The 14126-nt window shown below is 73.7% G+C and carries 11 protein-coding genes; 8 read left to right on the forward strand and 3 right to left on the reverse strand.

Annotation, left to right across the window (positions count from 1 at the left end; translation table 11 throughout):
- Positions 1 to 82 precede the first annotated feature (82 nt).
- Genes ACIGJO_RS00295 through ACIGJO_RS00315 form a run of 5 tightly spaced genes read left to right on the forward strand, consistent with a single transcriptional unit; the run spans position 83 to position 6717 of the window.
- Positions 83 to 1027 (forward strand): cobalamin biosynthesis protein, encoded by a 945-nt coding sequence (locus ACIGJO_RS00295; RefSeq protein WP_266929580.1) that lies wholly within the window; start codon positions 83 to 85, stop codon positions 1025 to 1027.
- Positions 1024 to 2715 (forward strand): cobyric acid synthase, encoded by a 1692-nt coding sequence (locus tag ACIGJO_RS00300; RefSeq protein ID WP_399949751.1) that lies wholly within the window; start codon positions 1024 to 1026, stop codon positions 2713 to 2715. Before ACIGJO_RS00295 ends, ACIGJO_RS00300 begins: the two co-directional genes overlap by 4 nt.
- Positions 2712 to 4751 carry a putative cobaltochelatase gene (locus ACIGJO_RS00305; RefSeq protein ID WP_399949754.1) on the forward strand — a complete coding sequence of 680 codons (2040 nt, stop codon included), beginning with the start codon at positions 2712 to 2714 and terminating at the stop codon, positions 4749 to 4751. Before ACIGJO_RS00300 ends, ACIGJO_RS00305 begins: the two co-directional genes overlap by 4 nt.
- Entirely contained in the window at positions 4751 to 5350 is a 600-nt protein-coding gene (cobO, locus tag ACIGJO_RS00310) for a cob(I)yrinic acid a,c-diamide adenosyltransferase (protein ID WP_399949757.1), read from the forward strand. The genes ACIGJO_RS00305 and cobO overlap by 1 nt, the downstream gene beginning before the upstream one ends.
- Positions 5344 to 6717 (forward strand): cobyrinate a,c-diamide synthase, encoded by a 1374-nt coding sequence (locus ACIGJO_RS00315; RefSeq protein ID WP_399949760.1) that lies wholly within the window; start codon positions 5344 to 5346, stop codon positions 6715 to 6717. The genes cobO and ACIGJO_RS00315 overlap by 7 nt, the downstream gene beginning before the upstream one ends.
- Positions 6718 to 6751: 34 nt before the next feature.
- On the opposite strand, the gene ACIGJO_RS00320 is transcribed toward ACIGJO_RS00315, so the two are convergent.
- Complete coding sequence (locus ACIGJO_RS00320) at positions 6752 to 7474, reverse strand: ZIP family metal transporter (protein ID WP_399949764.1); 723 nt, start codon at positions 7472 to 7474, stop codon at positions 6752 to 6754.
- Positions 7475 to 7622: 148 nt separating this feature from the next.
- Here ACIGJO_RS00320 and cobC point away from each other — a divergent pair, with 148 nt between their 5' ends.
- Complete coding sequence (gene cobC / locus ACIGJO_RS00325) at positions 7623 to 9212, forward strand: Rv2231c family pyridoxal phosphate-dependent protein CobC (protein ID WP_399949767.1); 1590 nt, start codon at positions 7623 to 7625, stop codon at positions 9210 to 9212.
- A gap of 135 nt (positions 9213 to 9347) precedes the next feature.
- Here cobC and ACIGJO_RS00330 read toward each other — a convergent pair whose 3' ends face one another.
- On the reverse strand, positions 9348 to 10355 hold the full coding sequence (locus ACIGJO_RS00330; protein WP_399949770.1) for an SCO1860 family LAETG-anchored protein: 1008 nt from the start codon (positions 10353 to 10355) through the stop codon (positions 9348 to 9350).
- 357 nt (positions 10356 to 10712) lie between these two features.
- A complete protein-coding gene (locus ACIGJO_RS00335) occupies positions 10713 to 11810 on the reverse strand; it encodes an amidohydrolase family protein (protein ID WP_399949773.1) in 1098 nt (365 codons plus the stop codon).
- A gap of 98 nt (positions 11811 to 11908) precedes the next feature.
- Between ACIGJO_RS00335 and ACIGJO_RS00340 the strand changes: the two genes are divergently transcribed.
- Together ACIGJO_RS00340 and ectA are read left to right on the forward strand one after the other, a co-directional pair.
- Positions 11909 to 13015, forward strand: a complete 1107-nt coding sequence (locus ACIGJO_RS00340; protein WP_399951634.1) for a pyridoxal-phosphate-dependent aminotransferase family protein — start codon at positions 11909 to 11911, stop codon at positions 13013 to 13015.
- A gap of 422 nt (positions 13016 to 13437) precedes the next feature.
- Positions 13438 to 13902 carry a diaminobutyrate acetyltransferase gene (gene ectA, locus ACIGJO_RS00345; protein ID WP_399951637.1) on the forward strand — a complete coding sequence of 155 codons (465 nt, stop codon included), beginning with the start codon at positions 13438 to 13440 and terminating at the stop codon, positions 13900 to 13902.
- Positions 13903 to 14126: the final 224 nt, after the last annotated feature.

Here is a 14126-nt window from a genome sequence, read left to right on the forward strand (position 1 = left end):
GACATACGCCATGCCTGGCTGCCGTGCGCCGGAACCTGTGTCACCCCTTGCGGGAACCTCCCGTACCCCGGCCGGCTGAGCCATGCGTGCCGACCGCATCTTCGCGTACGGCGCCACGGCCGGCCTGATCGCCGACTCCCTGCTCGGTGACCCCCGCCGGGGACATCCCGTGGCCGGATTCGGCCGGGCCGCGGCAAGGGCCGAACGCCTGCTCTGGCGCGACCACCGCGGATGGGGCGCCCTGCACACCCTCGTCTGCGCCGGCGGCGCCGTGGGGGCCGCCGCGCTGGCCGCCCGCGCCGTACGGGACCGCCCCGCCCTGGCCGTCGCGCTGACCGCCGCCACCACCTGGTCCGTGATCGGCGGTACGTCGCTGGGCCGTGAGGCGCGCGCCGTCTCCGGTGCGCTCGCCGCCGGGGACCTCGACGTGGCCCGGGAACGGCTGCCCCATCTGTGCGGCCGCGACCCCCACTCGCTGGACGGGCAGCAGATCGCCCGCGCCGTGGTCGAGTCCGTCGCCGAGAACACCTCGGACGCCGTCGTCGGCGCCCTCGTCTGGGGCGCTCTGGGCGGGGTCCCCGGGCTCGTCGGCTTCCGGGCCGTCAACACGCTGGACGCCATGGTCGGCCACAGGTCGCCCCGCTACCGGCGTTACGGCTGGGCCTCGGCCCGCCTGGACGACCTGGCGGGCGGGCCGGGAGCCCGGCTGACGGCCGCGCTGGCCGTGGTGGCCGGAGGACGGCCCCGTGCGGCCGTACGGGCCTGGCGGGCCGACGCGGGCAGCCATCCGAGCCCTAACGCGGGGCCGGTGGAGGCCGCGTTCGCGGGGGCTCTCGGCGTACGGCTCGGCGGGACCCTGGCGTACGCCGGGCGGGTCGAGCACCGGCCCGTGCTCAACGGGGCGGCCGGCCGGGCCGTGGAGAGCGCCGACATCGAACGGGCGGTACGGCTGTCGCGCCGGGTGGGCGCGCTGGCCCTGGGCGTATGCGTGGCGGGCCGGCTGCTCGCGGGACGGAGAGCGAAATGAGCGGCGGACTCCTGGTCGCCGGGACCACCTCGGACGCGGGCAAGAGCGTCGTCACGGCAGGGATCTGCCGGTGGCTCGTACGCCGGGGCGTGAAGGTCGCGCCGTTCAAGGCGCAGAACATGTCGCTCAACTCGTTCGTCACCCGCGAGGGCGCGGAGATCGGGCGCGCCCAGGCGATGCAGGCCCAGGCCGCCCGGGTCGAGCCGTCCGCGCTGATGAACCCGGTGCTGCTCAAGCCCGGCGGCGACCGCTCCAGCCAGGTCGTCCTGATGGGGAAGCCGGTCGGTGAGATGAGCGCCCGCGGCTACCACGGGGGACGGCAGGAAGCCCTCCTCGGGACGGTCGTGGACTGCCTGGAACAGCTTCGGGGCACGTATGACGCCGTGATCTGCGAGGGGGCGGGCAGTCCTGCCGAGATCAATCTGCGGCGCACCGACATCGTGAACATGGGCATAGCCCGCGCCGCGCGCTTCCCCGTGCTGGTCGTCGGGGACATCGACCGCGGCGGCGTCTTCGCCTCGTTCTTCGGTACGACGGCGCTGCTGAGCGCCGAGGACCAGTCACTGGTCGCCGGCTATCTCGTCAACAAGTTCCGCGGCGATGTCTCGCTGCTGGAGCCGGGCCTGGACATGCTGTACGGGCTGACGGGGCGGCGGACCTACGGGGTGCTGCCGTTCGCGCACGGGCTGGGCATCGACGAGGAGGACGGCCTGCGCGTCTCGATGCGCGGAGCCGTACGGGAGTCGGTCGTCGCGCCGCCGCACGGCGAGGACGTGCTGCGGGTGGCGGTGTGTGCCCTGCCGCTGATGTCGAACTTCACCGATGTGGACGCGCTGGCCGCCGAGCCGGGCGTGGTGGTGCGGTTCGTGGACCGGGCGGAGGAGCTGGCCGACGCGGACCTGGTGATCGTGCCCGGCACGCGCGGCACCGTGCGGGCACTGGCGTGGCTGCGCGAGCGGGGTCTCGCCGACGCGCTGGTGCGGCGGGCGGCCGAGGGACGGCCGGTGCTCGGCATCTGCGGCGGGTTCCAGGTGCTCGGGGAGCGGATCGAGGACGAGGTGGAGTCGCGGGCCGGGGTGGTCGACGGGCTGGGACTGCTGCCGGTACGCATCCGGTTCGAGCGGGCCAAGACGCTCGCCCGGCCGGCCGGTACGGCGCTCGGCGAGCCGGTGGAGGGATACGAGATCCACCACGGGGTCGCCGATGTGCGCGGCGGTGAGCCGTTCCTGGACGGCTGCCGGGTGGGTGCCGTGTGGGGGACGCACTGGCACGGGTCGCTGGAGAGCGACGCGTTCCGGCGGCGGTTCCTCGCGGAGGTCGCACGGGCGGCGGGCCGGCGGTTCGTCGCCGCGCCGGACACGAGTTTCGGGGTGCTGCGGGAGGAGCAGCTGGACCGGCTCGGGGATCTGGTGGAGGAACACGCGGACACGGACGCGCTGTGGCGGCTGATCGAGGGCGGCGCGCCCGCGGGACTGCCGTTCATCGCCCCGGGGGCACCGGGGGCGGCGGCACCGCGGGCGGGGGCGCCCGGAGTGGGCGGGGGCGCGTCCGCGGGCGCACGGGACGCGGGAGCGCCGGACGGGCCCGGTACGGCCCGGAACGCGGTGCGCGGGCCCGACGGGCCCGGAGCGCCGGACGGGCCCGGAGCGGCCCTTGAAGTGTCGGATGTCAACAAGGAGGCCCTGTGAGTACGCCGTATCCCTTCACCGCGATCGTCGGGCAGGACGATCTTCGGCTCGGACTGCTGCTGAACGCCGTCAGTCCGGCTGTCGGCGGGGTGCTCGTACGGGGCGAGAAGGGAACCGCCAAGTCCACCGCCGTGCGGGCGCTCGCCGCGCTCATGCCGGAGGTCTCCGTGGTGCCCGGGTGCCGCTTCTCGTGCGACCCGGGGGCGCCCGATCCGGCGTGTCCCGACGGGCCCCACGGGGACGGGACGGGCGTGTCGCGGGCCGCGCGGACCGTGGAACTGCCGGTCGGCGCGTCCGAGGACCGGCTCGTCGGCGCGCTGGACATCGAGCGGGCGCTCTCGGAGGGCGTGAAGGCCTTCGAGCCGGGGCTGCTGGCGGACGCGCATCGCGGGATCCTGTACGTGGACGAGGTCAACCTGCTCCACGACCATCTCGTGGACCTGCTGCTGGACGCGGCGGCGATGGGCGCTTCGTACGTCGAGCGCGAGGGCGTCTCCGTACGGCACGCCGCGCGTTTCCTGCTGGTCGGCACGATGAACCCCGAAGAGGGCGAGCTGCGGCCCCAGTTGCTGGACCGGTTCGGGCTCACGGTCGAGGTGGCCGCGTCCCGTGACACCGATCAGCGGGTCGAGGTCGTGCGGCGCAGGCTCGCCCACGACGACGACCCGGTCGCGTTCGCCGCCCGGTGGGCCGAGGAGGAGGCCGCCCTCCGGGACCGGATCACCGCCGCGCGCGCCCTGCTCCCCCATGTCGTGCTGGGCGACGGCGTGTTGCGGCAGATCGCGGCGACCTGCGCGGCCTTCGAGGTCGACGGCATGCGCGCCGACATCGTGATGGCGCGTACGGCGACCGCTCTGGCCGCGTGGGCGGGGCGCGAGGAGGTGCTCGCCGAGGACGTGCGGCAGGCCGCGCTCCTCGCGCTCCCGCACCGGCGTCGCCGCAACCCGTTCGACGCGCCCGGCCTGGACGAGGACAAGCTGGACGACACGCTCCAGGAGGCCGCCGGGGACGAGGCGGGCGGCGAGGGCGGCAACGACCCGGACCCCGACGGTCCGCACCCGGACGGCCCCGGTGACGGGGGCGGGGGCGACGACGGCGGCGGCGGGGGCGGCGGGGTGCCTCCGCAGGCCGACGGCAGCGGTACCCCGGGACCGGCCCAGGAGGGCAGCACCGGCGCGCCCGGCCGCCCGGCCGGCGCGGAGCAGCAGCCCGTGGCCTCGGCCGAGCCGTTCCGGACGAAGATGCTGAGCGTGCCGGGTCTCGGCGAGGGCGCCGCGGGGCGGCGCTCCCGGGCCCGTACCGAGCACGGCCGTACGACCGGTTCGCGGCGCCCGCAGGGTGCCCTGACCAAGCTGCACCTGTCGGCGACCGTGCAGGCCGCGGCACCGCACCAGCACGCCCGCGGGCGGTCGGGGCGGGGCCTGGTCGTCCGCCGGGACGATCTGCGGCAGGCGACGCGGGAGGGGCGCGAGGGCAATCTGGTGCTCTTCGTCGTGGACGCCTCGGGTTCGATGGCCGCCCGGCAGCGGATGAGCGCGGTCAAGGGCGCGGTGCTGTCGCTGCTGCTGGACGCGTACCAGCGGCGCGACAAGGTCGGCCTGGTCACCTTCCGGGGCAAGGACGCCGAGGTGGCGCTGCCGCCGACCTCGTCGGTGGACGCGGCGGCGGCACGGCTGGAATCGCTGCCGACCGGGGGGCGTACGCCGCTGGCCGCCGGGCTGCTGAAGGCCCATGACGTCCTGCGGGTGGAGCGGCTGCGTGATCCGTCGCGGCGGCCGCTGCTCGTCGTGGTGACGGACGGCCGGGCGACCGGCGGCCCCGAACCGGTGGCGCTGGCCGGGCGGGCGGGGCGTCTGCACCGCTCCGAGGGCACCGCGTCCGTCGTCGTGGACTGCGAGTCGGGGATCGTACGCCTCGGGCTCGCCGCACAGCTCGCCCGGGATCTGGGAGGTACCGCCGTCACGCTCGACGAGCTGCGGGCCGACTCGATCGCCGGGCTCGTCAAGGACGTCACCACAGCCGGGAGGGCCGCGTAATGCCACAGGGACAGCCGACATCGGTACCGGACGACGGGCTCACCACCCGTCAGCGGCGCAACCGCCCGCTGCTCTTCGTCCACACGGGCATCGGCAAGGGGAAGTCGACGGCGGCCTTCGGTCTCGCGCTGCGGGCCTGGAACCAGGGCTGGCCGATCGGGGTGTTCCAGTTCGTGAAGTCGGCGAAGTGGAAGGTCGGCGAGGAGAACGCGCTGAAGGTCCTGGGGGCCAGCGGCGAGGGCGGCACCGTCGCCTGGCACAAGATGGGCGAGGGCTGGTCGTGGGTGCAGCGCGATAACCAGCTGGACAACGAGGAGAAGGCCCGTGAGGGCTGGGAGCAGGTCAAGCGCGACCTGGCGGCCGAGACGTACAAGCTGTATGTCCTGGACGAGTTCGCCTATCCGATGCACTGGGGCTGGATCGACACCGACGAGGTCGTCGAGGTGATGCGGAACCGTCCCGGCACCCAGCATGTGGTGATCACCGGGCGCAACGCTCCGGACAAGCTGATCGCGGCCGCCGACCTGGTGACCGACATGTCGAAGGTCAAGCACCCGATGGACGCCGGGCAGAAGGGCCAGAGGGGCATCGAGTGGTGAGTGTTCCCCGTCTGGTCATCGCCGCTCCGGCGTCCGGCAGCGGCAAGACCACGGTCGCCACGGGTCTGATGGCGGCGTTCGCCGCGCGCGGGCTCGCCGTGTCCCCGCACAAGGTGGGCCCGGACTACATCGATCCGGGCTACCACGCGCTGGCGACGGGACGGCCCGGCCGCAATCTCGACGCGTACATGTGCGGGACGGACCTGATCGCCCCGCTGTTCGCGCACGGGGCGGGCGGCTGCGACCTCGCCGTCGTCGAGGGCGTCATGGGGCTGTACGACGGTGCCTCGGGGCAGGGGGAACTGGCCTCCACGGCTCAGGTCGCCAAGCTTCTGCGGGCGCCCGTCGTGCTGGTCGTCGACGCCTCCTCGCAGTCCCGTTCCGTCGCGGCCCTGGTGCACGGGTTCGCGTCCTGGGACCCCCTGGTGCGCATAGGCGGCGTGATCCTGAACAAGGTGGCCTCCGACCGGCACGAGGCGCTGCTGCGCGACGCGCTGGAGGAGTCGGGCCTGCCGGTGCTCGGGGTGCTGCGGCGGGCCGCGCGGCTCGCGACGCCCTCGCGCCATCTGGGCCTGGTGCCGGTGGCCGAGCGGCAGACCGACGCCGTCGAGGCCGTGGCGGCGATGGGCGAACGGGTGCGGGCGGGGTGCGATCTCGACGCGCTGATGGCGCTGGCCAGGTCGGCTCCCCCGCTGCCGGACGGGGCGTGGGAGCCGGAGCGTCACCCGGCGCCCGGGTCCCGGCCGGTGGTGGCCGTGGCGGGCGGGGCGGCGTTCACCTTCGCGTACGCGGAACACGCCGAGCTGCTGGCGGCGGCGGGCGCGGAGGTCGCGGTCTTCGACCCGCTGCGCGACGAGAAGCTCCCGGCGGGCACGGCGGGGCTCGTGATCGGCGGCGGGTTCCCGGAGATGTACGCCCCCGAGCTGTCGGCCAACGAGCCGCTGCGCGCGGCGGTGACCGCGCTGGCGCTGAGCGGTGCGCCGGTGGCGGCGGAGTGCGCGGGGCTGCTGTACCTGGCGCGTGAGCTGGACGGGCGGCCGATGTGCGGGGTGCTGGACGCCGAGGCCCGGATGTCGGAGCGGCTGACGCTGGGCTACCGGGAGGCGGTGGCGGTCTCCGACAGTTCGCTGGCGGTGGCGGGGACCCGGCTGCGCGGTCATGAGTTCCACCGGACGGTGCTGGAGCCGGGTGCCGGGCCGGTTCCCGCGTGGGGCATGCATCAGCCGGAGCGGCGGGTGGAGGGCTTCGTCCAGCGGGGCGTGCACGCGAGCTATCTGCATACGCACTGGGCGTCCTCGCCCGGGGTGGCACGGCGCTTCGTCGAGCGGTGCGGCGCGTCCTCCGGGGGACGGGAAACCGGCGGGTGAGCCGCCGGCGGGTGGGAGCCCCGGCGGGTACGGACTACTCGGCGATGCCCACCACCAGCCAGATGAAGCCCACTCCCCCGACCGTGCAGAGCAATGTGGACCGGGCGGGATGGTCGTGGTGCGCCTCGGGCAGAATCTCTGCGGCGGCCAGGTAGAGCAGTACGCCGCCGAAGAAGCCGAGATAGCAGCCGAGCAGTTCCTCCGGAAGGGTGAACAGGAGTGTCGTCGCGGCGCCCACGATCGGAGCCAGGGCGTCCGCGAACAGCATGAGGAGCGCCTTGCGGCGGGCGTTCCCGTAGAGACTGGTGATGGTGTACGTGTTGAATCCGTCGGCGAAGTCATGACTGATCACGGCCAGCGCGACCGCCGCGCCCATGCCCCCGCCGACCTGGAACGCGGCGCCGAGCGCGACTCCGTCCATCAGGCTGTGGCCGACCATCGCGGCCGCCGCCGTCAGCCCCACCTGCGGCACCCGTTCCTCGCCCGCCCCGTGTGCCGCCCGGCGTACGGCGAGCAGCCGCTCCACCAGATGGGCCACCAGGAACCCGCCCACGAACAGCAGCAGGGCGGCGGGGACGCCGAAGACCGGCCCGCCCGCCGCCTCGACCGCCTCCGGCAGGAGGTCGAGGCCGACCACACCGAGCATCAGCCCGCCCGCGAAGCCGAGCACCAGGTGACGGCGGTCGGTCACCCGCTGAGCGACCCAGCCGCCGGCCAGAGTCATCAGGAACGCGCCGAGCGCGACGAACACCGCCATGGGCCCTTGCTAGCCGATTGACCCCCGTGCCCGCATCTCAGGCCGCCCTTACCGGCTCCTGCCCCTCACCCCCTGACTGCCGCCCACCCGTTCCGTCCTCCCCCCGCAGCATCCGGCCCCCGGGCCGGCGTACGAAAGGACTCCGCCCATGTACGGAGCAGCCGCCGGCCCCTGCCCGGTCCCCCTCGCCGGAACGCTCGTCGTCGGCGTCGGCGCCCGCCGCGGCGCACCGCTCGACGAGGTGCTCGGCCTGATCAAGAAAACGCTCCTGACGGCGGGACTGCGGACGGCCGACATCGTGGAACTGGCCACCGTCGAGGCCAAGGCCGCCGAACCCGGGATCGTGGGGGCCGCGGCGCGGCTGGGAGTACCGGTACGGACGCATACGGCCGAGGCGCTGGCCGGGGTCCTCGTACCGAATCCCTCGGGTGCGCCGGGCGCGGCCGTGGGGACGCCCTCGGTCGCGGAGGCCGCCGCGCTGATCGACGCGGACGAACTGCTGGTCGCCAAGACCCGGTCGGCGCGCGGGACGGCTCCGAAGGGGGCCGTGACGTGTGCGGTGGCCCGTCGGATTCCGGCCACCCTTGCGACCCCTGACCGGAAAAGTTCCACCCCGCCGGTGACGGACGGGACGGGCGCCTTCACCATGGCAGCCATGAATCCCCCCACGAAGTCAGTCCAGAGCACCGAGCCGGACCTCCGGCACCACGGTGACGCGGAGGTGCGCGACCGCAACCTGACCGATCTCGCCGTCAACGTACGCACCCATACGCCGCCGGACTGGCTGCGGCAGCGGATAGCGGCCTCGCTCGTGTCGCTGGCCTCGTATCCGGACGGGACCGCGGCGCGGGCCGCGGTCGCCGGGCGGCACGGGCTCCCGGTGGAACGGGTGCTCCTGACGGCGGGCGCGGCGGAGGCGTTCGTGCTGATCGCCCGTGCGCTGCCGGCCGCGTACCCGGTCGTCGTGCATCCGCAGTTCACCGAACCGGAGGCGGCGCTGCGGTCGGCCGGTCACGAGGTGGGGCGGGTGCTGCTGCGCGCCGAGGACGGCTTCCGGCTGGATCCGGCGGCGGTGCCCGAGGAGGCGGACCTGGTGGTGGTCGGCAATCCGACCAACCCGACGTCCGTGCTCCACCCGGCGGCCGTCCTGGAGCAACTGGCGCGCCCCGGGCGGACGCTCGTGGTCGACGAGGCGTTCATGGACGCGGTCCCCGGCGAGCGGGAGGCGCTGTGCGGGCGTACGGACATCCCCGGGCTCGTCGTCCTGCGCAGCCTCACCAAGACCTGGGGGCTGGCGGGGCTGCGGATCGGCTATGTGCTGGCCGACCCGGTCACCATCGCGCTGCTGTCCGACGCACAGCCCCTGTGGCCGGTGTCCTCCCCGGCGTTGGCGGCGGCCGAGGCCTGTATGGAGCCGCGGGCACTGGTGGAGGCGGCCGGGGCGGCGGACCGGATCGCGGTGGACCGGGCCCATCTGCTGGCCGGGCTGGCGGAGTTCGGTGAGGTACGGGCGGTCGAGCCCGCCGAGGGGTCGTTCGTCCTGCTGCGGCTGGAGCGGGCGGCCGAGGTACGGGAGCGGCTGCGGCTGCTGGGCTTCGCGGCACGGCGGGGGGACACGTTCCCGGGGCTCGGGCCGGAGTGGCTGCGGCTGGCCGTACGCGACCGGGTGACGACCAACCGCTTCCTCCAGGCCTTCGACCAGGCCCTTCAGGCCCTGCCCGCGAGACCTCTGTCCTGAGGGGCCCGGGGCCGGGCCCCTCGGGCCCGCCCCCGAGGGGCGGCGTCCCTCCCCGGGCAACGCCGCCCCTCAAGCCCCCCGTCCCTCAGGACTCCGGTCCCTCAGGCCACCGGTCGGATCAGGCCACCGGCCGGATCAGGCCCGGGCGCGCCTGCGAGCCATCACCGTCGCCCCCGCGCCGACCGCCAGCAGCAGTGCCGCGCCGCCCGCGATGTACGGGGTGGCGGAGCTGCCTCCGGTCTCGGCGAGGTTCTCCGTCGCCGGGGCCTTCCCCGAGCCCGTCTGGGTCTTCACATCCGGGCCGCCGTCCCCCTTGCCGCCCGTCGAACCGCCGTCCGTCGAGCCACCGCTGCCGGACGCGCCGCCGTCGCTCGAACCGCCGCTGGAGCCGCCGCTGCTGGAGCCACCGTCGGTGCCTCCCGGGTCGGTCGCCTTCGGTGTCTCGCAGGTCGCCTCGGCCAGCGTGACATCTCCCTGTACGTCGGCGACGTTGAGCTTGAGCGGATTCACGGACACCCGGAGCTGCAGCGCCGCGGCGGCCGCGGTCCGCGAGGTGGTGCTGGTCTTCGACAGGTCCAGGGTCACCTCACCGACGCCCGGCACCTCCACCCGGGTCGTCCCGCCCGCGGTGAGCGTGACCTTCGTGCCCAGGACCGACACATGGCCCAGCACGTTCGACTCCGCGACCGGCTTCCTGCCCACCTCGCAGACCGCCTTGGACGTGACCTTCTCGACCTCGATGAGCGGGAGCAGCGGCAGTCCGGGCAGATGGACCGCGGCCTTCGCCAGATTGCTGTACCCCTGCGCCCTGTGCTTGCCCACGGTGGCCTCGGCCGTGGCCACGTCGGCGCGCAGCACGCTGAACGGCTGTCCGTGGTCCACGCCGTCGAGCCGCACGCTGAGGGCGGTCTTCTTCGCGCTGGCGGGCGCCTGTACCTCGTTGAGCGTGGCCTTGAGCGGAACCTCGATCGTCTTGTTCAGGAGTGAGACATTCAGTGCGGTACGGAGCACGACCGCGCTCGCTTTGCCCTCGCCGGTGGTCGTGGCCGTCGCGGTGGCCGCCTGCGCGGGGACGGCGGCAAGCAGGGCGACGGGAGCGGCGGCGACCGCCAGGGCAGCGAGACGGAAGGTGTTGCTGTTCAAGATGGTGGAACCCCCACAAGAGACATGGAGCCACCGGCGCCGTCCAATGGGGGACATCGCGGGCACCGGTGGCCTCGACTCCGTGAATCTTTACGTACGGAGGGTGAACTCGCGGATACCTGTGGTGAGTTCACCCCAAAGAGGGGTTTTAGCGTGTGTATTCGAATCTTTCGGCACGTGCGTTCCTTCACGTCACCCGTTTCACCGAGTGTGAGCGGCACGGGTGCTGACCGCGCCGGGGTGGGCGCAGAAGTGCGTAAACGAGCCACGCACCCCTGCGGTCACTGCCGGTCAACGTGACGCCCGCGCACCGGGCCGCTCGCCCCCGTACGCCGGCTCCCGCCGCCCCCGGGGCGGTCAGCCGATGACCCGCCCGTTCAGCACGACGTGACGCGGCGCCGCCAGTACCCGTACGTCCGCGCGCGGATCCTCGTCGTAGACGACCAGGTCCGCCGGGGCGCCCTCTTCGAGGACCGGCCGCCCCAGCCAGCGCCGGGCGCCCCAGGCCGTCGCGGCGAGGGCCTCCCGGGGCGGGATGCCCGCCTTCACCAGCTCGGCGACCTCGGCCGCCACCAGACCGTGGGCCAGCGAGCCGCCCGCGTCGGTGCCGACGTAGACCGGGATCCCGGCGTCGTACGCGGCGCGGACGGTGTCGTAGCGGCGCTCGTACAGCTGCCGCATATGCGCCGACCAGCGCGGGAATCTGGCCTCGCCGCCCGCCGCGAGATCGGGGAACGTGGCGATGTTGACCAGCGTCGGGACGATCGCGACACCGCGCTCGGCGAACAGCGGAATGGTGTCCTCGGTCAGGCCGGTCGCGTGCTCGATGCAGTCGATCCCGGCCTCCACGAGATCGCGCAGCGACTCCTCGGCGAAGCAGTGCGCGGTGACACGGGCGCCCAGCCGGTGCGCCTCATTGATCGCCGCCTCGACCTCGCCGCGCGGCCAGCAGGCGGTCAGATCACCGGCGTCCCGGTCGATCCAGTCGCCGACCAGCTTCACCCAGCCGTCCCCGCGCCGGGCCTCGCGCGCCACATACGCGACCAGGTCGCCGGGCTCGATCTCATGGGCGTAGTTGCGGATGTACCTGCGGGTCCTGGCGATGTGCCGGCCCGCCCTGATGATCTTCGGCAGATCCTCGCGGTCGTCGATCCACCGGGTGTCGGAGGGCGACCCGGCGTCCCGGATCAGCAGCGTGCCCGCCTCCCGGTCGGCGAGGGCCTGCTTCTCACTGGTCGCGGCGTCGACCGGGCCGTGCCGGTCGAGGCCCACATGGCAGTGCGCGTCGACCAGTCCCGGCAGCGCCCACCCGGTGACCGTCACCGCCCCGTCCGCCCCCGGCGGCCGCTCGTACGTGATCCGCCCGTCCACGGCCCACAGCTCGTCCCGGATCTCGTCCGGACCGACGAGCACCCGCCCCTTCACCCGCAGCACCCGCTGCTCCTGATCACTCATATGCCGCACTGTACGAGGCCCTCGGTACCCTCGACGGAGCACCGTTCGTGAGCAGAACAGCCGACCGAACCGCCGACCGAACCGAAGAGAGCACCACCGTGACGCACCCCTTCCTCGACCTCGCCCCGCTCACCGCCGCGCGTTTCGCGGCCATCGAGCGGCGGGTGGCCGGTCTCCTCGCCACGCAGCAGGACGTCGTCATCATGCAGGGCGAGGCGCTGCTGCCCCTGGAGGGCTGTATCCGGGGCGGCGCCCGGCCCGGTTCGACCGCGCTGAACATCGTCACGGGCCCGTACGGCCAGACCTTCGGCAACTGGCTGCGGGACTGCGGCGCCGAGGTCGTCGACCTCGCGGTGCCGTTCCACACCGCGGTGACCGCCGGGCAGGTCGCCCGGGCACTGGCCGCGCACCCGGAGATCGACTTCGTGTCGCTGGTGCACGCCGAGGCGGCGACCGGCAACACCAACCCCGTCGCGGAGATCGGCGAGGTGGTCCGGGAGCACGGCGCGCTCTTCATGCTGGACGCCGTCGCCTCGGTGGGCGCCGAACCGCTGCTGCCGGACGTCTGGGGTGTCGACCTCTGCGTGATCGGCGCGCAGAAGGCGATGGGCGGGCCGGCCGGGGTGTCGGCGGTGTCGGTGAGCGAGCGGGCCTGGGAGCGGATCTCCGCCAATCCCCGGGCCCCGCGCCGCTCCTACCTGTCCCTCCTGGACTGGAAGGAGCGCTGGATCGACGGTGGCCGCAAGGCGCTGCTGCACGCCCCGGCGCAGCTGGAGATGCTGGCGCTGGAGGCGTGCGTGGAGCGGATCGAGGCCGAGGGGCTCGATGCGCTGATGGCCCGTCACGCGGCGGCTGCCGCCGCGACCCGGGCCGGCGCGGCGGCGCTCGGCGGCGGCCTGGAGCCGTATGTCCACGACGCGCGGGACGCGGCCCCGGTGGCCACGACGCTGCGCGCCCCGGCGGGAGTCGACGCCGCCGAGCTGGTCGCGCAGGCGCTCGCGGCGGACCCCTCGCTGCCGCTCATCGCGGGCGGCGGGGCGCTGTCCAAGGAGATGATCCGGGTCAATCACTACGGGGTGGACGCGACGCGGGGCGCGGTGCGCTCCTCGCTCGCGGCTCTGGGGGCGGCGCTGGCCGACACGGGCCGGCAGGTCGACTTCGAAGCTGCCCGCAAGGCCGTTTCGGAAACCTGGCCGAGCGAATAGTTTCCGCGGCGCCGCCTATCGGCAGCGCCGTCCGCCACCACGCGGACCAGAATCATAAATAAGGGGAGCTGATTTACTGAAATCAGCTCCCCGCATTCTTCTGCCCGCTTTCCCGGACCCTAAACGCTAAAGTTTCCTGAACACCGATTCACGCGACCGGGCACTTCTCCCGAGAGTTACAACCCTGTGACCGACTCCACACAGTGACCGTAATGCCGGAAAAATTCAGGCCAAATCGTGAGAAAGCGAAGGGGATTCGCGCAGGGGTATGCGCCCGCGTGATAGCACAAGGTCACCGCCGACCCAACCCTTTGCCTCGATGCAATTTCGGCATTTGCTGGGTAAATTCAATTCACATGACCGCCGCACCAGCAGATTTTGCCCGTGCCCGAAGTGAATTCCTCAGGATCGACGCCCCACGAGTGGAGGACGGAGCCGCGATCTGGCGCATTGCCCGCGACTCCGAGGTCCTGGACCTCAACTCCTCGTACAGCTACCTCCTGTGGTGCCGGGACTTCGCCGCGACCTCCGTGGTCGCCCGCGACGAGAACGGCGAGCCGATCGCCTTCGTGACGGGGTACATCCGGCCCGACCGCCCGGACACCCTCGTCGTCTGGCAGGTCGCCGTCGACCACGGCCACCGTGGCATGGGCCTGGCCGCCAAGCTGCTGGACTCGCTGACCGCCCGGGTCGCCGCCGAGCGGGGGCTCGCCCTGGTGGAGACGACCGTCACCCCGGACAACACCGCGTCCGACCGGCTGTTCACCTCCTACGCCCAGCGCCACGACGTGCCCCTGGAGCGCGAGGTGCTCTTCGACGGGGACCTGTTCCCCGAGGACACGCATCTGCCGGAAGTGCTGTACCGCATAGGCCCGTTCCACTCCTGACGCACCAAGGCGCCGAGCGCCGCGGCACCCGGCGCCCCGGCGCGGTGCCGCCCGGCGCCGATCCGACCGATGCCGTCCCGAACGACGCGGTTCCGACCGACGCGGCCCCGGCCGACGCCGCTTCCGCGCCACGACCGCCCGCGCCGGACCGACCCCCCGGCGCGTACCCGGGCCATGCCTCCGCCGCCGGAAGCAGGCTTCACCGCCGCCCGTCGTACCCCCCT

Origin of the sequence: Streptomyces sp. NPDC079020 (assembly GCF_044542225.1) — a bacterium.
In the GTDB taxonomy this organism is placed as follows: Bacteria; Actinomycetota; Actinomycetes; order Streptomycetales; family Streptomycetaceae; genus Streptomyces.